Annotated in this window: 19 protein-coding genes; 6 read left to right on the top strand and 13 right to left on the bottom strand. The window is 69.8% G+C overall.

Annotation, left to right across the window (positions count from 1 at the left end):
- Nucleotides 1-91: 91 nt before the first annotated feature.
- From whiA to uvrC, 4 genes are read right to left on the bottom strand one after another with little or no spacing between them, the layout of a single operon-like run.
- Entirely contained in the window at nucleotides 92-1,072 is a 981-nt protein-coding gene (whiA, locus tag HALOF300_RS24000) for a DNA-binding protein WhiA (protein WP_154793912.1), read from the bottom strand.
- A 17-nt stretch (nucleotides 1,073-1,089) separates the two neighbouring features.
- Complete coding sequence (locus HALOF300_RS23995; protein ID WP_156743413.1) at nucleotides 1,090-2,097, bottom strand: gluconeogenesis factor YvcK family protein; 1,008 nt, start codon at nucleotides 2,095-2,097, stop codon at nucleotides 1,090-1,092.
- A complete protein-coding gene (gene rapZ, locus HALOF300_RS23990) occupies nucleotides 2,094-3,044 on the bottom strand; it encodes an RNase adapter RapZ (RefSeq protein ID WP_156743412.1) in 951 nt (316 codons plus the stop codon). Before rapZ ends, HALOF300_RS23995 begins: the two co-directional genes overlap by 4 nt.
- 13 nt (nucleotides 3,045-3,057) lie before the next feature.
- Nucleotides 3,058-5,133 carry an excinuclease ABC subunit UvrC gene (gene uvrC / locus HALOF300_RS23985; RefSeq protein WP_156743411.1) on the bottom strand — a complete coding sequence of 692 codons (2,076 nt, stop codon included), beginning with the start codon at nucleotides 5,131-5,133 and terminating at the stop codon, nucleotides 3,058-3,060.
- Nucleotides 5,134-5,166: 33 nt separating this feature from the next.
- Here uvrC and HALOF300_RS23980 point away from each other — a divergent pair, with 33 nt between their 5' ends.
- Nucleotides 5,167-5,655, top strand: a complete 489-nt coding sequence (locus HALOF300_RS23980) for an OsmC family protein (protein ID WP_154793908.1) — start codon at nucleotides 5,167-5,169, stop codon at nucleotides 5,653-5,655.
- 271 nt (nucleotides 5,656-5,926) lie between these two features.
- On the opposite strand, the gene uvrA is transcribed toward HALOF300_RS23980, so the two are convergent.
- The gene (gene uvrA / locus HALOF300_RS23975; protein ID WP_231955724.1) at nucleotides 5,927-8,863 is read right to left on the bottom strand and encodes an excinuclease ABC subunit UvrA; all 2,937 of its coding nucleotides are present in this window, start codon (nucleotides 8,861-8,863) and stop codon (nucleotides 5,927-5,929) included.
- Between the two features lie 115 nt (nucleotides 8,864-8,978).
- Here uvrA and HALOF300_RS23970 point away from each other — a divergent pair, with 115 nt between their 5' ends.
- Together HALOF300_RS23970 and HALOF300_RS23965 are read left to right on the top strand one after the other, a co-directional pair.
- Nucleotides 8,979-10,778: a glycoside hydrolase family 15 protein gene (locus HALOF300_RS23970; protein ID WP_156743410.1), complete on the top strand. Its 1,800-nt coding sequence runs from the start codon at nucleotides 8,979-8,981 to the stop codon at nucleotides 10,776-10,778.
- Nucleotides 10,775-11,461: an MBL fold metallo-hydrolase gene (locus tag HALOF300_RS23965; protein WP_156743409.1), complete on the top strand. Its 687-nt coding sequence runs from the start codon at nucleotides 10,775-10,777 to the stop codon at nucleotides 11,459-11,461. The genes HALOF300_RS23970 and HALOF300_RS23965 overlap by 4 nt, the downstream gene beginning before the upstream one ends.
- Nucleotides 11,462-11,465: 4 nt before the next feature.
- Here HALOF300_RS23965 and HALOF300_RS23960 read toward each other — a convergent pair whose 3' ends face one another.
- A complete protein-coding gene (locus tag HALOF300_RS23960; protein ID WP_156743408.1) occupies nucleotides 11,466-12,503 on the bottom strand; it encodes an SDR family NAD(P)-dependent oxidoreductase in 1,038 nt (345 codons plus the stop codon).
- 73 nt (nucleotides 12,504-12,576) lie between these two features.
- On the opposite strand from HALOF300_RS23960, the gene HALOF300_RS23955 reads away from it, so the two are divergent.
- Both HALOF300_RS23955 and HALOF300_RS23950 read left to right on the top strand, forming a co-directional pair.
- A complete protein-coding gene (locus tag HALOF300_RS23955; RefSeq protein ID WP_156743407.1) occupies nucleotides 12,577-13,515 on the top strand; it encodes an AraC family transcriptional regulator in 939 nt (312 codons plus the stop codon).
- 10 nt (nucleotides 13,516-13,525) lie between these two features.
- A complete protein-coding gene (locus HALOF300_RS23950) occupies nucleotides 13,526-13,828 on the top strand; it encodes a YciI family protein (protein WP_231955723.1) in 303 nt (100 codons plus the stop codon).
- A 69-nt stretch (nucleotides 13,829-13,897) separates the two neighbouring features.
- Here HALOF300_RS23950 and HALOF300_RS23945 read toward each other — a convergent pair whose 3' ends face one another.
- Nucleotides 13,898-14,917, bottom strand: coding sequence for a TerC family protein (locus tag HALOF300_RS23945; RefSeq protein ID WP_156743406.1), 1,020 nt, complete (start codon nucleotides 14,915-14,917; stop codon nucleotides 13,898-13,900).
- 253 nt (nucleotides 14,918-15,170) lie between these two features.
- Here HALOF300_RS23945 and HALOF300_RS23940 point away from each other — a divergent pair, with 253 nt between their 5' ends.
- Nucleotides 15,171-16,364 (top strand): carboxylate-amine ligase, encoded by a 1,194-nt coding sequence (locus HALOF300_RS23940; protein ID WP_156743405.1) that lies wholly within the window; start codon nucleotides 15,171-15,173, stop codon nucleotides 16,362-16,364.
- Nucleotides 16,365-16,413: 49 nt separating this feature from the next.
- Here HALOF300_RS23940 and HALOF300_RS23935 read toward each other — a convergent pair whose 3' ends face one another.
- The 6 genes from HALOF300_RS23935 to HALOF300_RS23910 all read right to left on the bottom strand — a co-directional run bounded on the left by HALOF300_RS23935 (nucleotide 16,414) and on the right by HALOF300_RS23910 (nucleotide 23,915).
- A complete protein-coding gene (locus tag HALOF300_RS23935; RefSeq protein WP_154793900.1) occupies nucleotides 16,414-17,313 on the bottom strand; it encodes a carbohydrate ABC transporter permease in 900 nt (299 codons plus the stop codon).
- Nucleotides 17,310-18,266: a carbohydrate ABC transporter permease gene (locus tag HALOF300_RS23930; protein ID WP_231955754.1), complete on the bottom strand. Its 957-nt coding sequence runs from the start codon at nucleotides 18,264-18,266 to the stop codon at nucleotides 17,310-17,312. Before HALOF300_RS23930 ends, HALOF300_RS23935 begins: the two co-directional genes overlap by 4 nt.
- A 56-nt stretch (nucleotides 18,267-18,322) precedes the next feature.
- The gene (ngcE, locus tag HALOF300_RS23925; protein WP_156743403.1) at nucleotides 18,323-19,744 is read right to left on the bottom strand and encodes an N-acetylglucosamine/diacetylchitobiose ABC transporter substrate-binding protein; all 1,422 of its coding nucleotides are present in this window, start codon (nucleotides 19,742-19,744) and stop codon (nucleotides 18,323-18,325) included.
- Between the two features lie 57 nt (nucleotides 19,745-19,801).
- A complete protein-coding gene (locus tag HALOF300_RS23920) occupies nucleotides 19,802-20,557 on the bottom strand; it encodes a sugar isomerase domain-containing protein (protein ID WP_156743402.1) in 756 nt (251 codons plus the stop codon).
- The gene (locus tag HALOF300_RS23915; RefSeq protein WP_231955722.1) at nucleotides 20,554-21,483 is read right to left on the bottom strand and encodes a MurR/RpiR family transcriptional regulator; all 930 of its coding nucleotides are present in this window, start codon (nucleotides 21,481-21,483) and stop codon (nucleotides 20,554-20,556) included. The genes HALOF300_RS23920 and HALOF300_RS23915 overlap by 4 nt, the downstream gene beginning before the upstream one ends.
- Before the next feature lie 119 nt (nucleotides 21,484-21,602).
- Nucleotides 21,603-23,915 carry a CHAT domain-containing protein gene (locus tag HALOF300_RS23910; protein ID WP_197522806.1) on the bottom strand — a complete coding sequence of 771 codons (2,313 nt, stop codon included), beginning with the start codon at nucleotides 23,913-23,915 and terminating at the stop codon, nucleotides 21,603-21,605.
- Nucleotides 23,916-23,931: the final 16 nt, after the last annotated feature.

Below are 23,931 nucleotides of genomic sequence, written 5' to 3'. Positions count from 1 at the left end.
TGTTGCTTCATGGTGGGTCATTCACCAGATCCAAAGGTACACCCGCTCCAGGGCCCCGCTCCCGTGCCGAAGGTCCCACGGTGGTGGGCGTTCACATGTCGAGCATGTCCTGCGTCAGGTTGCTCTCGGTGTCCGGGATGCCCTGCTCCGCGGCCTTCTTGTCGGCCATCGCCAGGAGCCGGCGGATCCGCCCGGCGACGGCATCCTTCGTCAGCGGCGGGTCGGAGATCTGCCCGAGCTCCTCCAGGCTCGCCTCCTTGTGCTCCAGCCGCAGCCGGCCGGCCTTGAGCAGGTGCCCGGGGACGTCCTCACCGAGAATCTCGAAGGCCCGCTCCACGCGCGCACCGGCGGCGACGGCGGCCTGTGCGGAGCGGCGCAGGTTCGCGTCGTCGAAGTTGGCGAGCCGGTTCGCGGTGCCCCGCACCTCCCGGCGCATCCGCCGTTCCTCCCAAGCCATCACCGCGTCATGGGCTCCCATCCGGGTGAGCATGGCGCCGATGGCGTCCCCGTCGCGGATCACGACCCGGTCCACGCCGCGGACCTCCCGGGCCTTCGCGCCGATGCCGAGGCGCCGGGCGGCGCCGACAAGTGCGAGAGCGGCTTCCGGGCCGGGGCAGGTCACCTCGAGGGCCGAGGACCGGCCGGGCTCGGTGAGGGAGCCGTGGGCGAGGAACGCGCCCCGCCAGGCGGCGACGGCGTCGCCGAGGCTCGCGTTGACGACGTGCGGCGGGAGGCCGCGCACAGGTCGCCCCCTTGAGTCGAGCAGGCCGGTCTGCCGCGCGAGCGCCTCGCCGTCCTTGACCACGCGGACCACGTACCGGTTCCCGCGCCGGAGCGCTCCGCCGGAGACGACTATCACCTCGCTGGTGTGCCCGAAGACCTCGTGGATGGCCTGCCGGAGCCGGCGTGCGGCGATGCCGGTGTCCAGCTCGGCCTCGATCACGATCCGTCCGGAGATGATGTGCAGACCGCCGGCGAACCGCAGGGTCGCCGCCACCTCGGCCTTGCGCGCGGACATCTTGTCCACGCGGAGCCGGGCCAGCTCATCCTTCACCTCGGCCGTCAGGGACATGAGGGTCATCCTCCCACTCATCGCGACCGCTCCCCCACGTCGGAGAGGAAGCGGTCGAAGGCATCACGGTAGGCGGCCGCGAGCCGCAACGTGTCATGGTGCGGGGTGCCGTCGCCCGCGGAGACCTGGCGCAGCAGCATGGCGCCGCCGACGTCCTCGGCAGCGGCGCTGAGGTCGTCTAGGTCCTCGACGGCACCCGGATCGGCGATCACGACGTCGACCCTCAGGTCGGGCGCGTACTCGCGTAGCGACCGCAGGTGGTCCGCGGCACTGAAGCCGTCCGTCTCGCCCTGCTGGGGGGAGAGGTTGAGGGTCAGCGCGAGCCGCGCGGAGGTCTCGTGCAGAGCTCGGGCGATCCCGGGCACGAGCAGGTGCGGCATCACCGACGTGTACCAGGAGCCGGGTCCGAGGATCACCCAGTCGGCCCCCATGATCGAGGCGACGGCCTCGGTGCACGCGGGCGGTTCCTCGGGCAGCAGCCGGACCTTCGTGACCCGGCCGGAGGTCACCGCGACCCGGCTCTGTCCGCGCACGAGCGTCGCCTGGTCGGCGGGCCCGTTCGGCAGTTCCACGTCCGCCTCGATCTCCAGTGGCACGGAGGCCATCGGCAGCACCCGGCCGCGGGAACCGAGCAGCTGGCCGATCAGGTCGAGGCCCGCCACCGAGTCCCCGAGCAGCTCCCACACGGCGACGATCAGCAGGTTCCCGACCGCGTGCCCGTCGAGCGGGCCCTCGGACGTGAACCGGTGCTGCAGGACGTCGCGCCAGATGTGGCCCCACTCGGACTCATCACACAGCGCCGACAGCGCCATCCGCAGGTCCCCGGGTGGAAGCACGCCGAGTTCCTGGCGCAGCCTCCCGGAGGATCCGCCGTCGTCGGCCACGGTCACCACGGCGGTCACGTCGCGGGTCACGTGCCGGAGGGCGCCGAGCGTCGCGGCGAGTCCGTGGCCGCCGCCGAGGGCAACCACACGCAGGGCGTCGGGGCGGGCGGCACCCAGCCAGGCCGGAGCGGTCGCCCTCATTCGCGGCCCAGATCACGATGGACGGTGCGCACGCTCTGTCCGCCCTCCCGCAGCCGGGCGGCGATCGCCTCGCTGATGGCGACGGAGCGGTGCTTGCCGCCCGTGCATCCCACGGCGATCGTGACGTAGGGCTTCTGCTCGGTGAGGTAGCCCTGGAGCACGGGTTCGATCGCTGCGACGTACCGCTCGACGAACTCCTCCGCCCCGGGCAGGCCGAGCACGTAGTCCCGCACCGGTTCGTCCTTGCCGTTCAGGTGCCGTAGCTCGGTGACCCAGTACGGGTTCGAGAGGAACCGCACGTCGACGACGTGGTCGGCGTCCAGCGGCAGGCCGTACTTGAACCCGAACGAGACGGTGGTGATCCGGATCCTGCGGTCCCCGGCCTCCCCCGCGACGACGTCCCGGACCTGCCGGGCGAGATCGTGCACGGACAGGTCGCTGGTGTCGATCACGACGTCGGCGCGCGAGCGCAGATGGTCCAGGAGCCGGCGCTCCTGTGCGATGCCGTCGAGCATCCGGCCGTCGCCCTGCAGCGGGTGCGGGCGGCGCACCTGCTCGAACCGGCGGACCAGCACCTCGTCGGCCGCGTCCAGGAACACGATCCGGTAGTCCACCTGCCGGGTGCGCAGGTCGGCGAGCACCTGGACCAGGTCGGAGAAGAACTCGCGGCTGCGTACGTCCACGACGGCGGCGAGGCGACGCACGCCGCCGTCGGCCTGGGTCATCATCCCGGAGAGCGCAAGCAGCATCTTGGGCGGCAGGTTGTCCACCACGTACCAGTCGAGATCCTCGAGCACGGCCGCCGTGCGGCTCCGCCCGGCGCCCGACATGCCGGTGATGATGAGCACCTCGGGGCGGGCATCCTCGGCCGGCGGGGTGTCGCGCTCGAGCAGCGGGATGCCTTCCGGGACGGTCGGGGGCAGCGCGGGATCGGTCGCCTCGGTCATGGGTCTCAGAATGTCACGTTCGGGCAACGTCGGCCCGCCGGTCCGCCTCCGGAGCCAGCGCTTCCGCGATGGTCGCGGCCATCTTCGGCCCGATCCCGGGCACCTGTCCGATCTCGGCCACGGAGGCCGCCCGGATCGCCCGCACCGAGCCGAACGCCTTGAGCAGCGCGGACTGGCGGGTCGGGCCGAGACCGGGCACCGAGTCCAGCGCGGACCGGGTCATGCCCTTGGCGCGGCGCTTGCGGTGGTGGGTGATCGCGAACCTGTGGGCCTCATCACGCAGCCGTTGTAGCAGGAACAGCCCGTCGCTGGTACGGGGCAGCACGAGCGGGAACTCCTCCCCCGGCACCCAGACCTCCTCGAGCCGCTTGGCCAGCCCGACCAGCGCCACATCCACGATGCCCAGCGCATCCAGCGCGGACTGGGCGGCCGCGACCTGCGGTGCACCGCCGTCGACCACCACGAGGTTCGGCGGATAGGCGAACCTCTTCTTCGGCGCCCCCGCGCCGGCCTCACCCGGGGACAGGTCGAGGGGACCCGACGGCGTCACCCGAGCTGCGCCGTCGACCGTGGTCTCGTCCACGGCCACGGACGCGGCCGCACCGTCGAGGCCGAGCGGGGCACCGCCGTCGACCTCCTCCTGGGTCGGCGACCCGGCCGGCTCGGCGAGGTAGCGCCGGAACCGGCGGGTGAGGACCTCGTTCATGGCCTCGGTGTCATCGCGGGCTCCGGTGCCGTCCGGGCCGCGCACCACGAAGTGCCGGTACTCGCTCTTGCGGGGCAGCCCGTCCTCGAACACGACCATCGAGCCGACCTGCTCGGTGCCCTGGGTGTGGGAGATGTCGTAGCACTCGATCCGCAGCGGTGACTCGCTCAGGCCGAGGTGCTCCTGGAGGTCGGCGAGCGCGTGCGACCGGGCGGTGAGGTCGCCGGCCCGGCGGGTCTTGTGCAGGGCGAGCGCCGCCTTGGCGTTGCTCTCGACGGTCTCGGCGAGGGCACGCTTGTCACCGCGCTGGGCCATCCGCACGCGGACCTTCGCACCGCGGATCTCGCTGAGCCACAGTTCGATCTGGGCCACGTTGTCCGGGACGGTTGGCACGATGATCTCCCGCGGCACGGCCCGCTCGGAGCTCTCGGCGTCGGGGCTCGCGGCGATGTCGCCGTAGACCTGCTCGAGGAGACGCTCGACGAGTTCCCCGGGGCGGAGGTCCTCGACCCGCTCGGTCACCCAGCCGCGCTGACCGCGGACCCGGCCGCCGCGCACGTGGAACACCTGCACCGAGGCCTCGAGGTCGTCGCTGGCCATCGCGAACACGTCCACATCGGTGTCGTCGCCGAGCACGACGGCGTTCTTCTCGACCACCTTGCGCAGCGCCCCGAGGTCGTCGCGCAGGCGCGCGGCCCGCTCGAAGTCGAGCTCACCCGCGGCGGCCTTCATCTGCGCCTCGAGGCGGCTCACCGCGGACCCGGTGTTGCCGGCCATGAAGTCGCAGAAGTCGTCGGCGAGGTCGCGGTGGTCCTCGACCGAGATCCGGCCGACACAGGGCGCCGCGCACTTGTCGATGTAGCCGAGCAGGCACGGCCGCCCGGACTGCGCGGCGCGCTTGTAGACCCCGGGTGAGCAGCTGCGGATCGGGAAGACCCGCAGCAGCAGGTCGACGGTCTCGCGGATCGCCCAGGCGTGGGAGTAGGGGCCGAAGTAGCGGGTGCCCTTGCGCTTCGCACCGCGCATCACCTGCACCCGCGGCACCTCCTCGCCCATCGTGACGGCAAGGTACGGGTAGGACTTGTCGTCGCGGTACTTGACGTTGAACCGGGGGTCGTACTCCTTGATCCAGGAGTACTCCAGCGCCAGTGACTCGACCTCGGTCGCCACGACGGTCCACTCCACCGAGCTCGCGGTGGTGACCATCTGCTGGGTGCGGGGGTGCAGGGCGGTGATGTTCTGGAAGTAACTGCTCAGCCGGGAGCGGAGGTTGATCGCCTTGCCCACGTAGATGACCCGTCCGTGCGGGTCCCGGAACCGGTAGACGCCGGGTGACTCGGGGATCTCCCCCGGCTTGGGTCGGTACGTGGAGGGATCAGCCATGCCCTCAAGACTAGTTCGCGCTAGCGTGTGTCAATGGGCCCGCTGCACATGTACACGGTCAACGTGGACTGGACCGGCGCCGGAGAGCACGGCACCGAGACCTACACCTCATACACCCGAGATCACGTGGTGCAGATCGGCGAAAAGCCGCCGCTGCCGGGATCCTCGGACGCTGCGTTCCGCGGGGACCCCTCGCGGTACTCGCCGGAGGAGCTGTTCGTCGCCTCGCTGAGCCAGTGCCACATGCTCTGGTTCCTGCACCGAGCTGCGATGGCGGGCGTGGTGGTGGTCGGTTACACGGACCGGGCCACCGGGACGATGCGCGTGGAGACGGCGGGTGCCGGGCAGTTCACCGAGGTGGTGCTGCACCCCGGGGTGACCGTGGCGGCGGAGGTCTCCGAGGAGCAGATCGCCACGCTGCACCAGGAGGCGCACGACCACTGCTTCATCGCACGGTCCGTGAACTTCCCCGTGCGGCACGCGCCGCTGGCAACCGAGGTGGGAGCACCCCAGGGCGTGTGAGGAGCGACCGGCCGGCGGCTGGGGTCCCGAGGGTGTCATCTTGCGGCTCATGCGACGGATGGGCCGCAAGATCGCACGGTCGCACAGTCGCGCCATCCGCGAGGGTGCCATTCCGCGGCCCAAGCAGCCCATCCGCCGCACGACCGCACCCTCGCGCGGCCACGTCCCGGTGAGCCGGGGCGGATCGCTCGTCACGGTCGACCCGGAGGTGGAGGTCCTGCTCGAGGAACGGCGAGCCGCCACACCCCGGCCAGGGGTGTCGCGGGCCACCTCAGGCGGTCTTGGCCTTCTGCGCCCGGCGTACCGAGCGTGCCTTCGGCTTCGCGAGGTCGGCCACCTTCGTGATCGGCTTCAGCTCGGCCACCGCGTCCGTGCCGAGGATCTCGGCGAGGAACTTCCCGGTGTGCGACGCGGGCACGGCCGCGACCTGCTCCGGAGTTCCCTGCGCCACGACGGTCCCGCCGCCGTTACCGCCCTCGGGGCCCATGTCGATGATCCAGTCGGCGTTCTTGATCACGTCGAGGTTGTGCTCGATCACGATGACGGTGTTGCCCTTGTCCACCAGGCCCTGGAGCACGTCCATCAGCTTGCGGATGTCCTCGAAGTGCAGGCCGGTGGTGGGCTCGTCGAGCACGTACACGGTGCGGCCGGTGGACCGCTTCTGCAGCTCCGACGCGAGCTTGACCCGCTGCGCCTCACCACCGGAGAGCGTCGGCGCCGGCTGACCCAGGCGCACGTATCCGAGACCCACGTCGACGAGGGTGTTCAGGTGGCGGGCGATCGCCGGCACGGCGGCGAAGAACTCCGCGCCCTCCGAGATCGGCATGTCCAGCACCTCGGCGACCGTCCTGCCCTTGAAGTGCACCTCCAGGGTCTCCCGGTTGTACCGGGCGCCGTGGCACACCTCGCAGGGCACGTACACGTCGGGCAGGAAGTTCATCTCGATCTTGAGCGTCCCGTCACCGGAGCAGGCCTCGCAGCGGCCGCCCTTGACGTTGAACGAGAACCGGCCAGGGGTGTACCCACGGACCTTGGCCTCGGTGGTCTCCGCGAACAGCCGGCGCACGTGGTCCCAGACACCCGTGTAGGTGGCCGGGTTCGACCTCGGGGTTCGACCGATCGGGCTCTGGTCCACGTGCACGACCTTGTCCAGCTGGTCCAGACCGGTGACCCGCTTGTGCCGGCCGGGCACGTGCCGGGCGCCGTTCAGCTCGTTCGCGAGCACGTTGTAGAGGATGGTGTTGACCAGGGTCGACTTCCCGGACCCGGACACCCCCGTGACGGACACGAAGCACCCGAGCGGGAACGAGACATCCACACCCTGGAGATTGTTCTCCCGGGCGCCCTCGACGGTCATGTATCGCCCCTTCTCGGGCCGACGGCGCTTGGCCGGCATCGGGATGGAGCGTCGCCCGGAGAGGTATGCCCCGGTCATCGAGCCCTCGTTGGCGAGCAGCCCGGCGTAGTCACCGGAGTGCACGATGTGCCCACCGAGCTCGCCTGCACCAGGACCGATGTCCACGATCCAGTCGGCCGCGCGGATGGTGTCCTCGTCGTGCTCGACCACGATCAACGTGTTGCCGAGGTCACGCAGCCGGGTCAGCGTCTCGATCAGGCGCCGGTTGTCCCGCTGGTGCAGGCCGATGCTCGGCTCGTCCAGCACGTACAGGACGCCGACCAGACCGGACCCGATCTGGGTGGCCAGCCGGATCCGCTGCGCCTCGCCACCGGAGAGTGTGGCTGCCGGGCGGGACATGGACAGGTAGTCGAGACCGACGTCCAGCAGGAACCCCATCCGGGCGTGGATCTCCTTGAGCACCTGCCCGGCGATCGCGGCCTCCCGCTCACCGAGCTCGAGGCCGTCCAGGAACGTCTTCGCCTCGTCGATGGGCAGGGCGCACACATCCGCGATCGACTTGCCGCCGATCTTCACGGCAAGCACCTCAGGCTTGAGCCGGGTGCCCTCGCACACCGGGCACGGCACCTCCCGCATGTACTCCTCGTACTTCTCCCGCGACCACTCCGAGTCCGTCTCGGAGTGTCGCCGCTCGAGGAAGGCGATGACCCCCTCGAACCCGGTGGAGTACGAGCGTTCGCGGCCCCACCGGTTCTTGTACTTCACGTGCACCTTGTGGTCCTTGCCGTACAGGACCGCTTCCTTCGCGCGCTGGGGCAGGGCCCGCCACGGGGTGTCGATGGAGAACCCGAAGTCGTCCGCGAGCGCGGCGAGGACCCGGTCGAAGTACTGCGAGGAACTCTGTGCCCACGGGGCGATCGCTCCGCCGGCAAGGCTCAACTCGTCGTCGGAGACGACGAGGTCGGGGTCCACTTCGAGTCGGGTGCCGATCCCGGTGCACTCCGGGCACGCGCCATAGGGGGCGTTGAACGAGAACGTGCGCGGCTCGATCTCATCGAGCGTGAGCGGGTGTTCGTTGGGGCAGGCGCGCTTCTCCGAGAACCGCCGTTCCCGGCCCGGGTCATCGACGTCGGCGTCCACGAGGTCCACGATCACGAGGCCCTCGGCAAGCCCGAGCGCCGTCTCGACCGAGTCGGTGAGCCGCTGACGCATGTTCTCGCGCACCACGAGCCGGTCGACGACCACCTCGATGCTGTGCTTGAGCTTCTTCTCCAGCACCGGCGGCTCGCTCAGCTGGACGACCTCGCCGTCCACCCGGGCGCGGCTGAACCCGCGCGACTGCAGGTCCCGGAACAGGTCCGCGTACTCCCCCTTGCGGCCGCGGATCACCGGCGCCAGCACCTGGAACCGGGTGCCCTCGGGCATCTCCCGGAGCTGGTCGACGATCTGCTGCGGCGTCTGCGCCGTGACCCGCTCGCCACAGACCGGGCAGAACTGGGTGCCCGCACGCGCGAACAGCAGGCGGAGGTAGTCGTAGACCTCCGTGATCGTGCCCACCGTCGACCGGGGGTTCCGGTTCGTCGACTTCTGGTCGATCGAGACCGCGGGCGACAGCCCTTCGATGAAGTCCACGTCCGGCTTGTCCATCTGGCCGAGGAACTGCCGCGCATAGGCGGACAGCGACTCGACGTACCGGCGCTGCCCCTCCGCGAAGATCGTGTCGAAGGCCAGCGAGGACTTCCCCGAGCCGGAGAGCCCGGTGAACACGATCAGCTGATCCCGGGGTAGGTCGATGCTGACGTTCTTGAGGTTGTGCTCGCGTGCGCCGCGGACGAGAAGGGTGTCACTCACGCCCAACATGGTAAGTCGAATCTCGGACATCGTACAACCGTTCGACGGCGTGTCGGTGCCGACTCGGCGCGCCGTGCGCCTGCGCTGCCCACCGGCACCGGCCACAATGGCTGGGATGAGCAGCCCAGGCACAGCCGCATCGCGCACGCCGATCGAGGACTACGCCGTCCTCGGAGACTCCCGCACCGCCGCCCTCGTCAGCCGGACCGGCTCCATCGACTGGCTGTGTCTGCCCGCCCTGGACTCGCCGGCGTGCTTCGCGAACCTCCTCGGCACCCCCGAGAACGGCCGGTGGCTCATCACCGCCCCGGACGCGACCGACGTGCGACGCACCTACGACGGCGGGTCGTTCGTGCTGACCACCGTGTACACCACCGCGACCGGCCGGGCCCGGGTGACCGAGTGGATGCCGATGGAGGACGAGCGCGCCGACGTGCTGCGCCGCATCGAGGGCCTCGAGGGCACGGTGTCGTTCCGACACGAACTGGTCATCCGGTTCGGGTACGGCGCCATCGCGCCGTGGGTACGCCGCACCGAGGATCCGAACGGGAAGCCGGTGATCCGGGCGGTCGCCGGCCCGGACGCGCTGACCCTGCACGGTGACCGGCTCCCCCGCGCCACCGACAAGCGCCACGAGGACGACTTCGACGTCCTCGCCGGCGAGCGGATCCAGTTCAGCCTGACCTGGACCCCCTCGTGGGCGGACGTCCCGGAGTCGCTTCCGGCCGACGACTTCCTCGGTGCCACGGCCGGCATCTGGGACGCCTGGGCGTCGGCGGGTGAGTACGGCGGCGCGTACCCCGACGCCGTCAAGCGGTCGCTGCTCGTGCTGCGTCTGCTCACGAACGACGAGACCGGCGGGATCGCGGCCGCGGTCACCACGTCACTTCCGGAGGAGTTCGGTGGGGTGCGCAACTGGGACTACCGCTACTGCTGGCTGCGGGACGCCTCGCTCACGCTCGAGGCGCTGCTCGACTTCGGGTACCGCGAGGAGGCAGCCGGCTGGCGGTCCTGGCTGCTGCGCGCCGTCGCCGGCGACTACGAGGACCTGCAGATCATGTACCGCATGGACGGCGGTCGCGACCTGCCCGAGCGGGAACTGCCCCACCTACCCGGCTACGCGGCCTCCGCCCCGGTACGGATCGGGAACGGCGCCGTCGGGCAGGTCCAGAACGACGTCCTCGGTGAGGTGATGGTCGCTCTCGACCAGGCTCGCGAGGCCGGCCTGGTCGAGAGCGAGGATTCCTGGTCGCTGCAGGTCCACCTGGTGGAGGACATGCTCGAGCGGTGGCGCGACCCCGACCACGGCATCTGGGAGATCCGCGGCGAGAGGCAGCACTTCACCCAGTCGAAGGTGATGTGCTGGGCCGCCGTCGACCGGGCCATCCACGGCGTGGCGGCGCACGGCCTGCCCGGCCCGATCAAGAAGTGGCACGCCGCGCGCGAGGAGATCCGCGCGGACATCCTCGCCCACGGCTACGACCCCGCGACCAACAGTTTCACGCAGCACTACGGGTCCACCGAGGTGGACGCTTCCCTCCTGCAGTTGCTCCAGGTGCACTTCCTGCCACCCGATGACCCGCGGATCGTCGGTACGGTGACCCGGATCGACGCGGAACTCGCGCACGGGCCGCACGTGCTGCGCTACCACACCGCCACCGGCGTGGACGGGCTGCCCGCGGGCGAGCACCACTTCTATGCGTGCTCGTTCTGGCTGGTGGACGCGCTCGCGCGGATCGGGCGCACGGACGAGGCCGCCCGGCGGATGTCCGAGCTCGTCGCCACCGTCAACGACCTCGGGCTGCTCGCCGAGGAGTACGACCCGACCAACGCCCGGTTCGCGGGCAACTTCCCACAGGCGCTCTCCCACCTCGCACTGGTGCGCGCCGCCCACACCCTGGAGGCCACGGCGTGAACAGCGCAGCGTTCGTGCCCGGGCACGTCAGTCCGGGCGGTCCGTCCGCCCACTGGGTGGTGCCGGGCCTGGAGATCCGCAAGGCCAGCGTGTCCGCGCAGGACAACAACTGCTACGTGCTCACCGAGCCGGACGGCGGCGCGCACCTGATCATCGACGCCGCCGACGACGCCGCACGGGTGCTGGCGCTCGTCGCCGAGGCGGGCGGTGGGCCGGTCACGGCCGTCGTCACCACCCACCGGCACTGGGACCACCACCGTGCGCTGGCCGAGGTGGCCGCCGAGACCGGCGCGCGGGTGCTCGCTGGCACCGCCGACGCCGACGAGCTGCCGATCCCGGCCGACGGCGAACTCGCCCATGGCGACACGCTCACCCTCGGCGGGGTGGACCTCGCCGTGGTCGGCCTGCGCGGACACACGCCGGGTTCGGTGGCGCTCGCCTTCCGCGAGGACCGGGGCGACGGCGGAGGCCGGGTTCATCTGTTCACGGGCGACTCGCTGTTCCCGGGTGGGGTGGGCAGGACCGGCTCGCCCGCCGAGTTCGCCTCGCTCATCGACGACGTCGAGGACCGGCTCTTCGGCGTGTACGACGACGACGCGGTGGTCCACCCCGGGCACGGCGACAACACGACGCTGGGCGCCGAACGCGGACAGCTGGCGCAGTGGCGCGAGCGCGGCTGGTGACGCGCTAGCGGTCCTCGCCCGGCCCACCGGGTGCCTCGCGGCCGATCATCCGCTCGCTCATGGCCCAGAGGCGCCGGGCGGATCCGGGATCGATGGCGTGCGGCGCCACGTCGACCGGGACGTCGACGCCGGGATCGGTGAGGTCGATGGGCCGCAGGTCCGGGTCGACGGGTGAGATGTCGGAGTTGTTCAGGTACACGCCGCCGATACCGTCGAGCAGCGGGCTGGTGGCTGCGAACACGATCGTCGCGGCCCCCTGCTCCGGGGTCTTCTTGCCTCGGTCCGGCTCGATGATCGGCCGGCCGGCAGCGTCGATGAGGAGCATGGCGCGCTGCGCGTCCTCGCCGACCGACCGGTTGAACGAGGTGGCCGGCACGATGCCCGGGTGCGGGGCGTACCCGCGGATGCCGTCGGCGGCCCAGCGCCGGTCGAGTTCGACGGAGAACAGCACGTTCGCGGTCTTCGACTGTGCGTAGGAGAGGCCGAAGTCGTGGGCCCCGGTGGTGAAGTTCGGGTCGTCCCACAGGATGTCGGAGGCCCGCTGGGCGCCGGAGGTGGTGGTCACGACCCGGGCCCCGCGTGCGGCACGGAGGGCGGGATACAGGGCGAGTGTCAGCTGGAAGTGGCCGAGGTGGTTCACCGCGAACTGCGCCTCATAACCACGCGCGTCCCGGACGATCTCGGCCGAGCCGGGGAAGCCCGCGTTGTTGATCAGGATGTGCAGCGGCCGCCCGGTGTCTAGGAAGCACGCCGCGAAGTCGGCGATCGAGCCCGGGTCCAGCAGGTCCAGCCGGCCGACCTCGACGTGCTCGATGCCGGCGACCGCCTCGGCTGCCCGGTCGATGTCACGGGATCCCACGGTGACCGAGGCACCGACCCGGGCCAGCGCGCGGGTGGCCACCAGGCCGAGCCCGGAATGGCCTCCGGTGATGATCACGTTGTGGCCGGTCAGGTCGATGCCCGCGAGTACGTCGTCCGCCGTCGAGGAGGGGGTGAATCCGGACCCGACCGGGTACTGCTGGCGTGTGGTGGTGTCTCTCATGCCTCCATCGTCGTCAGCGGCGGCGGGACCTTGAATACTTGTGGATCCATATTTCCTTCGCGATAGTACGAACATGAGCGCAGACCAGCTGTCCGAGGTGTTCGATCTGGTCGAGGTCCGCGGCGTGCTCTCCGGCGGTTTCGTGGCCCGCGACCGGTGGGTCTCGCGAGGTCCGCTCCAGACGCCGCTCAAGTTCTTCGCCGTCGTCAGCGGCCGAGCACGGCTGACCACGGACGGCATCGACGCTCCCCTCGAGCTCGAGCCGGGCGATGTCGCCATGCTGAACAACCGGGCCTGGCTCGAGCTGGAGGGTGGCAGCGGCGATGGGCCACCTCGCGAGATCCGGCCCGAGGAGAACGGCCCGCTCACCGACCCTGCCGTCACCGACCACCGCACCGACGCCATCGTTGGCGGTCGGATCGACCTCAACCCGGCCGGCCGGACGCTGCTGATGCAGGCACTGCCACCGGTGGCACACCTGCGCGGATCCGACCCGAGCGCCACCAGCCTGCGCGGCACGCTCCACCGCCTGTTCGAGGAGGTGCGGTTGCCTCGGATCGGCGCCGAGTTCGCGATCCGACAGCACGTCCAGCTCCTCGTGCTCGAGATGGTGCGCGCCCACGCCGGGCAGGCGGACCTGCCGCCGGGCTGGCTTCGGGTCCTGACGAACGAGCGGTTGCGGCCAGCCATCGCCATGATGCACGCCGAGCCCGGCGCGCCCTGGAGCCTCGCGGACCTGGCCGGGGCGGCGGCGATGTCGCGCACGTCGTTCGCCGAGCATTTCCGGAGCGTGGCGGGCATCCCGCCGCTGACCTACCTCGCCCGGTGGCGGATGCTGCTCGCCCAACGGGCACTGCGCGACGACGAGGTTCGCGTCGGAACCCTCGCCGCGCAGCTCGGGTACGCGTCCGAAAGTGCGTTCAGCACCGCGTTCAAACGGCAGGTCGGACTGTCACCGTTGCGGTACCGGCAGAGCCTGACCAGCGCGCCGCGAGGCCTGCCGGGCCAGTAATGTCGCAGGCATGCTGACTACCTTCGCCGTCGAGTACACCTACGACATCACCCGCACCGCCGAGATGGACGAACTCCGCCCGGACCACCGCGCCTACCTGCGCGACCTCCTCGAGAAGGGCACGCTCCTGGCCTCCGGGCCGTGGCTCGACAGCGCCACGCCCGGTGCGCTGCTCCTCGTGGCGGCCGACGACGCGGACGCGGCGCGCCGGATCCTCGACCAGGACCCGTTCCAGCGGGCGAAGTTCATCACGCACCGGACGGTACGTGCGTGGAACCCCGTGATCGGGCCGTTCGCCGCGCAGAACGACTGATCCGCGACGACGCACGAATGCCGGCGGGCAGGGCCCGCCGGCACTCGCGTGTCGTGACTGAGGAGCGGGTCAGCGAGGGTCGAGCTCGCGCTCCTGCTCCTGTGCAGTGGCCGCTGCCTCGGCGCGCTTCTTGCCGAAGGTGAGCGAGGCGACCGTCGTGACGGCGAGGATGCCGACGATCACGACCAGCGAGACGTTCGTACTGATCTCCGGGATGGCGTGGATCGGCTCGCCCCCGTTGATGAACGGCACCTCGTTCTCGTGCATGGCGTGGATCACCAGCTTGGCGCCGATGAAGGCCAGGATCGCGGCCAGCCCGTAGTTGAGGTAGACGAGCTTGTCGAGGAGCCCGTCGATGAGGAAGAACAGCTGCCGCAGGCCGAGCAAGGAGAACGCGTTCGCTGCGAAGATCAGGTAGGTCTCCTGGGTGAGCCCGAAGATCGCCGGGATCGAGTCGACGGCGAAGAGGATGTCCGCGCTGCCGATCGCCAGCATCACGATCAGCATCGGCGTGATGTGACGCCGTCCGTCCTGGACCACGAGCATCTTGTCCCCCACGAAGCCCTCCGTGGTGGGGAAGATCCGACGGACCAGACGCAGGACGGCGTTCTCCTTGAACTCCTCGTCGTCGGAGTCCTTGGCCTTGATCTGCGTGTACGCCGTGTAGAGCAGGAACGCGCCGAAGATGTAGAAGACCCAGGCGAACTCGTTCACGATCGCGGCGCCCAGGAAGATGAAGACGGTGCGCAGCGCGAGCGCGATCACGATGCCGATCAGCAGCACCTTCTGCTGATACTCCCGGGGTACCCGGAAGCTGGCCATGATCAGGACGAACACGAACAGGTTGTCGACCGAGAGTGACTTCTCGGTGATGTAGCCGGCGAAGTACTGGTTGCCGAAGTCGCCGCCCCAGACCATCCAGACGTACACGCCGAACAACAGCGCGATTCCGACGTAGCCGGCGGACCAGAGTGCCGCCTCCTTGAGACTGGGGGCGTGTGGCTTGCGCACGTGGCCGACGAAGTCGACGGTGAGCATGATGACGATCAGGCCGAGGGTTACGCCCCAGGCCCAGGGGTGGACATCCACTTATTCAACCTCCGGTGAGCGGTACTGGACACCGGAGGTCTCCCTCACCCGAGAATCGGGCCGGTGGCACCGAGTCGATCCGAGATCGACTGTGATGACGACACCACCGCTTGTGAGGTACTCCCCTCCAACACCGGACACCTTACGCCATCGCAGGGCCGGCGCCCCACCGGTTGCGGCGTGTTGCCGCGGCTTCGCCCCAGGCGTACTCCGATCGACGTCCGGCGCCGGTTTCGTCGGTGACACTTAGCGGGTGCGTACCCTTGGTGTCGAGGAAGAATTCCTGATCGTAGATCCCTACAACGGCGCTCCCCTGCCCCTGGCCGCGGACCTGCTGCGCCTGGAGGACCCGGGCCGCGAGCCCGTCGACGCCACCGCTCACCCCACGCTCACGGCCGAGCTGCATCAGGAACAGCTCGAGGTCATCACCCGCCCGCACAGCAGCCTGAGCGCACTCGCGGACGAGATCGTGGCCGGACGCGCGTTCGCCGACTCCCTCGCCCGAAGCGCGGGCGCGCGGATCGTGGCTCTCGCCACATCGCCGCTGGCCCTCGTACCCCACCCCACCAGCACCGACCGCTACGATGCGCTGCTGGTGAAGTACGCCCTGACCGCACGCGAGCAACTGACCTGCGGCTTGCATGTCCACGTCTGCATCGGCTCGGACGAGGAGGGCGTCGCGATCCTGGACCGCATCAGGGCGTGGTTACCACCGCTGATCGCCCTGAGCTCGAACTCGCCGTTCTGGCACGGCGCGGACAGCGGCTACGCCAGCTTCCGCACACAGGCCTGGAACCGGTGGTCCACCGCCGGTCCGACGGAGGTCTTCGGCTCGGCGCAGGCCTACCAGGCACTGATCGCGGACCTCTCGGGCACCGGTGTGGTCGTCAGCCCGGACTTCGATGCACGCCTGTCGGCCCGGCACCCGACCGTTGAGATCCGGGTCTCCGACGTGTGCCTTGACCCCCGCGATACCGTGCTGATCGCGGCCCTGGTGCGGGCGCTGGCAGAGACCGCTGCCCGGGAGTGGAGGGCCGGAACGGCGCCGGACCCGGTTCCGGCCATCGTCCTGCGTCAGGCGGCGTGGCAGGCCAGCCGATGGGGCCTGGCCGGTGACCTGCTCCACCCGGAGACCCATCGGCCGGTCCCCGCGAGGCGTGCGATCACGGCACTCCAGAACCATGTCCGGGTTGCCCTGGACGAGGCCGGTGACGCGACGCACGTCGAGGAGTCCCTGCAGCGGATCCTCGGAGACGGGACGGGGGCGACCCGCCAGCGGCGGGCCTACGAACGCCGCGGCCTCCTGGCCGACGTCGTCAGCGAGGCCATCGCCATCACCCACGGGCTACCCGCCGAGGACGCCCGTCGGGTGGAACGGCTTCTCGTGTCGGACCGTGCGGCCGGCGCTGCCCGCGGCGATAGCCACCGTACTCCGATCAGTCTCTAGGAAGGGCCGGCGCCGCCCCAGCGGCACCGGCCCTTGCCCGCCAGAACTGCTACTTCATGGTGCCCTGGGACACCGAGCCCTGGAGCTGACGCTGGAAGACGACGTACACGATGAGCACCGGAACCACGGTGATCACCACTGCGGCGAACAACGAGCCGAAGTCGACGGCGTAACCAGCCGACGACGCGAATCCCGCCATCCCCTGGGACAACACGTAGTTGTCCTGGTTCGTGTTCAACGCAACCGGGAGCAGGAACTGGTTCCAGAGCCCGAGGAAGTTGAAGATCGCGACGGACGCCATGCCTGGCCTGGCCATGGGCAACATCACCTGGAAGAACGTGCGCCACTCCCCCGCCCCGTCGACGGCAGCCGCCTCGGAGATCTCCTCCGGGAGCCCTCGGAAGAACGAGTAGAGGAAGAACACCGTGAACGGCAGCGCGAACGCGACGTAGGTGAGGATCAGGCCGGGCAGCGTGTTCAGCATGCCGATGTTCCGCAGCACGAAGAACAGCGGCACGATCGCCAGGAACACCGGAAAGGTGAGCCCGGCCAACATCAGGTAGTAGATCGCCCGCCGGCCGGGGAACGCGAACCGAGCCAGCACGTACGCGCACATGCCGCCGAGCAGCATCACGAGCACGAGCGCGAACCCGACCACGATGACCGTGTTCAGGAACATCCCGCCGATACCGGCCTCGGACCACGCCGAGACGTAGTTGTCGAAACTCCACTCCGCCGGCAGAGCGAACGGCGACGCGAAGATCTCCGAGGAGGTCTTGAACGAGGACAGCAGGGTCCACAACAGCGGCAGGATGACGATGATCGACCAGATGATCAGCACGGTGTGCGAGACCGTGGCGACCGCGCGGTCCCCACCGGCAGTGTCGCCCTTCCTGGCTGGAACCACCACGGGCGGGCCAGGGGTACTGGTCCGGGTGAGCGTGGTCATGCTCGTCCTCCTTCGTCGCGGCCGCCGGTCGCCCAGTTGATGACGAACACCAGGGCGGCGAAGAGCAGGGTGATGATGGCCAGCACCACACCCATCGCACTCGCGTACCCGAACTGCCCTTGCGTGAACGCGGTCCGGAACAGTTGCTGGGACATCACCAGGGTGGAGTTGTCCGGCCCGCCGCTCGGATTCAGGGCCTGCACGAACACAAACGCGTCGAGCGCCATGATGCCGAGGTAGATGAACGCCGTCTGCACGTTGTCCCGGATCAGCGGGATGACGATCGAGACCGCGGAACGGAACCGTCCGGCACCGTCGATCCGGGCGGCCTCGAGCGTCTCCGCCGGCACGCCCTTGATCGCCGCGATGAACAGCAGCATGTAGAAGCCGACGGCGCCCCAGATGATCACGAACATGGTCACCGGCAGCGCCGTGCCCACCTTGCCCAGCCAGGCGTAGGACTCGAACTGTTCGAAGCCGAGCCCGGTCAGGATGCCGTTCAGCAGCCCGGCGGAGGGGTCGAACATCTGCCGCCAGATCAGGGCGATCACGATGGCGGGGATCACGTACGGGAAGAACGAGACGACCCGGTAGAAGCTGGAGTTGCGGATGCCTCGGATCTGGCCCCGGCTGGAGCCGCCCACGGTGATCAGGGTCGCGAACGTCAGTGCGATCACGATCGTCACGAGCGGCACCACGATCGCGATCTTGATGCTGTTGCCCATTGCCCGCATGAAGATCGGATCGTTGATCAGCTTCTCGAAGTTGCCCAGGCCGATCACGTTGAACTCGGCCGTGAAGCCGGTCCAGTCCGTCATCGAGTAGAACACGGCCTGGATGAACGGCCAGATGACGAAGATCAGGAAGATCGCCAGCGGCAGCCCGAGGAACACCAGCATGAAACTGACGTAGTCGAAGGACAGCTTGCGCCGCCGGGGCCCCCGGGACGGCATGCGCCGCCTCCGGGGGCCCACCTGGACGCCGAGCGCGTCCGCGGCGTCGGTCGCGGTCATTGGACTTCGATCTTGGTGATCGAGTCATCCTCCCGGATCCGGTCGGTGAGGCCCTGCAGATCGGCGGTGAGCTTCTCCACGGTGCTCTGCCCGTCCAGGAAGGAGTTCCAGAACACGAGCTGCTCCTGGTTCATGCCGTAGGTGGCGACGAAGTTGTAGGTGAAGATGTCGTCGCCGGCGGCCGAGAGCATGTCCGTCTGCGAGACCAGGGCGGTGGACCCGAAGCCGTCCTCGGGCACGAGGTCCTTGATCACGGTCGGCGCGAGCTTCGTCTTGCTGAAGTTCTCCGCCGACTCCTTCGAGAGCATCGTGCGCAGCAGCTCCTTGCCGCCCTCGACGCTGGCGGCGTCGGACGGCACGATGAACGGCTCGCCCGCCGTCGAGTGCAGCGCGGTGGCCGGGAACGTCGAGTCCGCGGTGACGGGGAACGTGTTCGTTCCCGTCATCTCGAAGCCCTCCGCCGTCTGATCCTTCATCTCGTTCTCGATCCAGGAGCCCGACGGGTACAGCAGTGCCTCCTGGCCGTTGCTCCACTGTGCCTGCGCAGCGGTGAACTGGGTGCCGGAGCCACCGGGCTTCATGTAGCCGAGGTCGATGATCTCCTTGAACGCCGTGAACACCGACTGGATGGCCGGGTGGGACCAGCAGCCCTCCTCCAGGTTCTCCAGGGCAAGACGCACCTCGTCCCCGCCCTCGATGATCGCGGAGTCGATGCAGAGCGTCTGGTAGTAGGTGGCCGCCTCGGTGCCGAACAGGAACAGGTACTTGCCCTGCTCCGCCGCCGCGGCACCGAGCTCCTTCGCCTCCGCCCACGTCGTGGGCGGGGTCCAGCTGTTCTCCTCGAACAGGCTCGCGGAGTACCAGAGCGCGTACACGGTGAGGACGTAGTTGATCGCGGCGAGCTTGCCGTCGAACGTGCCCGGCGCGAGCACCCCGCCGTACAGCGTGTCCCGGATCGTGGTGCCCTCGAGGTTGGGTGCATCGATGACGTCGGTGAGGTCCTCGAGCTGGTCCAGGATGGTGTTGAAGCCCATGGACTGAGCGCCGGAGTTGTCGATCAGGTCGGGCGGGTTGCCGCCGACGAATCGCGGCTGCAGCTCCGTGGCGATCTGGGTGGAGGATTGCACCTCGACGCTGGAGCCGGAGTGGGTCTCGGCGAGGATCGCAGCGGCGAACTCGACATAGTCGATGCCGTATCCACCGTCGAAGATGACGGCGTCCACGACGGTGTTCTCCGCCATGCCGAACGGGTTGGTGTCCGACGCCTCGCCGGTGTTGCCACCGTCGGTCGGGTCGTCGTCGCCTGCGCCACCGGTGGCGCAGGAGGCGAGGGCGCCCGCCGTCGGGATGCCGATCGCGGCGGCGAACGCGCCGCGCAGAACGGTGCGCCGATTCATTGGAACGTGTTGGACGGTCATGGTGGTGGTTACCTTTCTTGGGGGGTAGGCGGCGGAGGTTACCGAGACGCCTGCGGGTCAGACACTCCAGCGGATCCTGTCGCGGTACAGGTGCTGCAGTGCCCGGTTGTGCTCATCGCCGCCAGGGACATTGGCGGAGAGGTAGACGGGTGGCGTGCCACCCGCATCGGCGAGGCGCTGGGCCACGCCGAGGGTCAACAGTTGGGCGACGAACGCCCCGGTGATCGAGGAGACCGCACCCACGCCCACGCCGTCGGCGATGGTCAGGGTGGTGTCCCCACGAGGAGCGAGGTTGTCGACGACGACGTCGGCAACCTCGGCCAGTCGGACCCCGCTCGGGTGCTGGGGCTCGACGCTGTTGGTGTGCTCGAGGCTGGTCACTGCGATCACCTTGTGGCCGCGCTCCTTGACCGCGAGCGCGAGCCCCACGATCGACCCGTTCACACCGGAGTTCGAGGCGATCAGGAAGACGTCCTCCTCCCCGATCCGGGTGACGCGGAGCAGTTCGCCGACGACGTTCGGGTCGCGCTCGAGCTCGCTTCCGAACAAGGCGGCGGGCTCCCGGTTCCCGAACAGGACGACGTCACGGAGCGCGATGCCGTTCGTCGGGATGAGCCCGCCGGCGCGGCCCGCCATCTCCATGGCGAACGCCTGGGAGTGCCCGGTCCCGAACGCCTGGATCACCCCTCCGGCGTCGATCGCGTCGACCATGAGGTCGATCGCGGGGTCGTAGGCCCCGTCGGCGGCCGCGGCTGCGAGCCGCTCCAGGCGACCGGTTGCCTCGGTGAGGAGATCGGGTGCGCCGGCGATCATGACGCGCTCGGATCGTTGCGGTCCGCCGAGGCGAACCGACGGTGCCCGGAGACTGCGCGGGCGGACGCCGCGATCTTGTTCACGCTGTCAGTGAAGTCCTGCTGGATTACCAGGAGGTAAATCAGGTCCAGGACGAACAACTGGGAGTGCTTCGCGGAGAGGTCGGCGGGGTGCAGGTACTGCTCCGGCACGGACGCGGTCAGGCAGACGTCCGCGAGTTGTCCCAGTGGGGAGGTGTGCCGGTTCGTGATGGCCACCGTGAACGCCCCGGACGCCTTCGCGCGGGCGAGCATCTCGATCGTCTCCTTGGTGCGGCCACTGTTGGAGATGCCGATCGCGATGGTGCGCTCGTCCTGGATCGAAGCGCTCGCCAGACCGGCGTGCACATCGCCCCAGGAGTGCACGTTGACGCCGATCCGGTAGAGCCGGTTCTCGAGCTCGTCGGCCATCGCGGCGCTGCCGCCGGTCCCATAGATGTCCAGGTGCCGGGAGTTGGCGATGCGCTCCGCCACGGCCGCGCACTCGGCAACGTCGACCGTGCCCGCCGTGGCGCGCAGCGAGCGGATGTGGGCATTCAGCAACGTCCGCAGCACGGCCTGCGGCGGGTCGGTCGGAGAGAGTGTCCGCCCGATCTCGTCGCGCCACTGGTCGTCGGCCTCGCCGCGGCCGCTGTCCGCCGCGACGGCGACCCGGAACTGGACGTAGCCGGGATACCCGAGCTGGCGGCAGAACCGGGTCACGGTGGCCGCCGAGGTCCCGGCCCGGTCGGCGAGCTCGGTGATGGAGAGTTCGAGCGGTGCGGCCGGCTCGGCGAGCAGCAGGTCACCGATCTTCGACATCGTCGCGGACATCTGTGGGAGGTTCGCCTGGATGCGCTCGACCATGCGGAGCGTGCCGTCCGCTGTCTCGACAGAATCCAGTTCCACTGAAAATTCCTCTCACGACGCCGTGGGTATCGCTGAAAGGTATTCTCGCAACGGGGGCGCGTCAAGTCGTTCCGGTCCGGATGAGGTCCCGATTTGGTAACGACTCGGCGGACGGCGCGTCAGGCGCTCGGGCCGGCCAGCACCACGGTGTGCCAGAACCCCGGCAGATTCTGCTCCACGGCGGTCCGGATCGCGTTCGAACTGACCATCCGGGCCAGATCCGTGGGTGCGGTCGGCCCGTTCACGCGTGCGTTGCTCGCATTCAGGTTCATCCCGAACACGTCACCACGGGCAGGCGGCGCGGCCACGTTCAGGGTGCTCCACGGGAACGCCGCCTCGATCAGGTACCCCTGCTCGGTGAACTGCAGCCCGGTGTCGACGCCGAGATCTCCGATCGCGGCCTCGAACGTGCCCCGCCCGCCCGGGGCGTTCGCGGCGGTCAGCACACGCTCCGCGGTGACCCCGAGCAACACGTGCAGGTCATCGGGGCGCAGCCGCTCGGTGTCGGCGAGCGCGCGGGGGTCCGGGCCGAACTCGAACGAGACCCCGTCGCCCTCCCAGAACGCGGACGGTGAGTACGGGTCGACCGGCGTATGGGCGGGGTCCAGGACCTCGACGTGGACGAACAGGAAGTCCCTGGTCCACACCAGATACCAGGCGCTCGCGAAGTCGGTGGCGCCGGCATCCTCAGGGTTCGCGTACACCGTCTCGCTCGCGTGCCAGGCCGGCACATCCCCCCAGTCCGACATGTCCCCGTCCATCACCGGCGCCTGCAGGGCGCACGGGATGCTGACGAGGTCCGGGCTCGGATCGGGCAGCTCGGCCTCCTCGCCGCACGCGGTGACCACGTAGTCCTGGTCCACGCTCGGACTCGCACCGCTCGCCGAGTCGGCCGGCTGGACCGACCTCCACAGCGCATAGCCACCGACGCCCCCGAGGACCAGAGCCGCGGTGAGCACGACGGCGGTGGTGAGCCTGCGTCGTCGGCGTGGGTCCGTGTGCGGCGTGCTCGGGCCGACGGGTGGGAGCGTCTCCGGCGGTGCCGGCGGGGCAGGCTGGGGTGCCCGGTAGCGCGGCTGCGGTCCGGGCTGGACCGGAGGATCTGCGTGCCCGTCGGGCCGGACCCGGTGGGTGGGGTCACGGGTGGTATCGGCGCGTGCGTCGGTCTGCACCCGGGCGAGCAACGCCGTCGCCCCGTCGTCAGCGGGGTTCTCGGCCACCAGCTGCTGCAACAACGGCACCGCGACCCGGTCGGAGCCGGCCGCTGCCGCCTCCTGGGCAGCGGCGCGCATCGCGGCCCAGTGCTGGTCCCGGGTGGGCAGCGCAGCCGGCCGGGTGAGCAGGAACGGCTGCTCCTCGGCCGCGGACCGCAACAGCACCGGGGTGCCCCACTCGGAGTCCTCGTAGGTGAGGTAGATGGCCTTGCGCGCCTCGACGACCGCCTCCTCGACCGAGCGACCGCTCGCGAGCACGTAGTAGAACTCGTGCGAGAACGCCACTGCGGCGCGGTCGGAGATCTCCGACTGCATCGCCACCACCGCCGGCAACCCCTGCCGGATCAGCGTCTGTCCGACGCCGGAGAAGACGTCCTGGCCCGACGTCTGCGCACCCTCGCACGCGTTCAGCACGGCGAGTTGGCAGCTCTTGGCATCGTGCAGGAGCGTGCCCAGCTTCGCCGCCGAGACCAGGTGGGAGGTGCCGTCCTCGCGCTCCAGGACGAGGACCCCGGTGCCGGCCGCCCGGTCGAAGCCGCCGTGCCCGATGAAATGGAAGACGTGGAAGCGCTGATTGATCGCGTGCTGCAGCCCGGTCAGGGTCGCGGACTCGAGGAACACCAGTTCGAGCGAGCCGGCCGCGGTCAGGTCCGCCGTCGTCGTGCGGAGCAGTTCTGCCTCGCGGTGCACATCCAGTCGGGCGGCGTCGCTCGGGCTGGAGATCATCACGAGAACGCGCAGCGGCGGGTCCAGACCGGCCGGCGTCGACCGCGCCGGGGTATCCAGGAAGCGCACCAGCGGAGTGTCGGTGGACAGGGTGAGGAACCGGCTCAGCGCGTGCGAGTACAGGTACTCCCAGGGCACGCCGGCCAGGTCCGGGGCGCCGCTCAGGTTCAGCCGGATCCTCAGCCCCTTCCCCTGCTGCTCGGCGAGCGTGAGGCTGCGCTGGAAGCAGGCTCGGATGTCACCGGCGAAGATCGCGTCGTTGAGCCGGCCGCCGATCTCCTGGAGGTCGAGCGGGCTCGGGCTCAGCGAGATACCCCTCGCCGGCGTTCGTGCGGGGCCGGTGGCGACCAGGAATCGAGCCAGCTCCATCGGCGTGACGGGCAGCTCGAACGCGGCCTCCGCAACGCCTGCGGGCGAACTCGTGACGCGCGCGTGGACCGCGCCGCCGCGCTCGGAGACGAGGGCCAGATCCAGATCGAGATATGCACGCACGAGTAACACCTCCGCT

Origin of the sequence: Occultella aeris (assembly GCF_902703175.1) — a bacterium.
GTDB lineage: Bacteria > Actinomycetota > Actinomycetes > Actinomycetales > Beutenbergiaceae > Occultella > Occultella aeris.
Note: the sequence above shows the minus strand (reverse complement) of the source record. Positions and strands in the feature narration are given on the sequence as shown.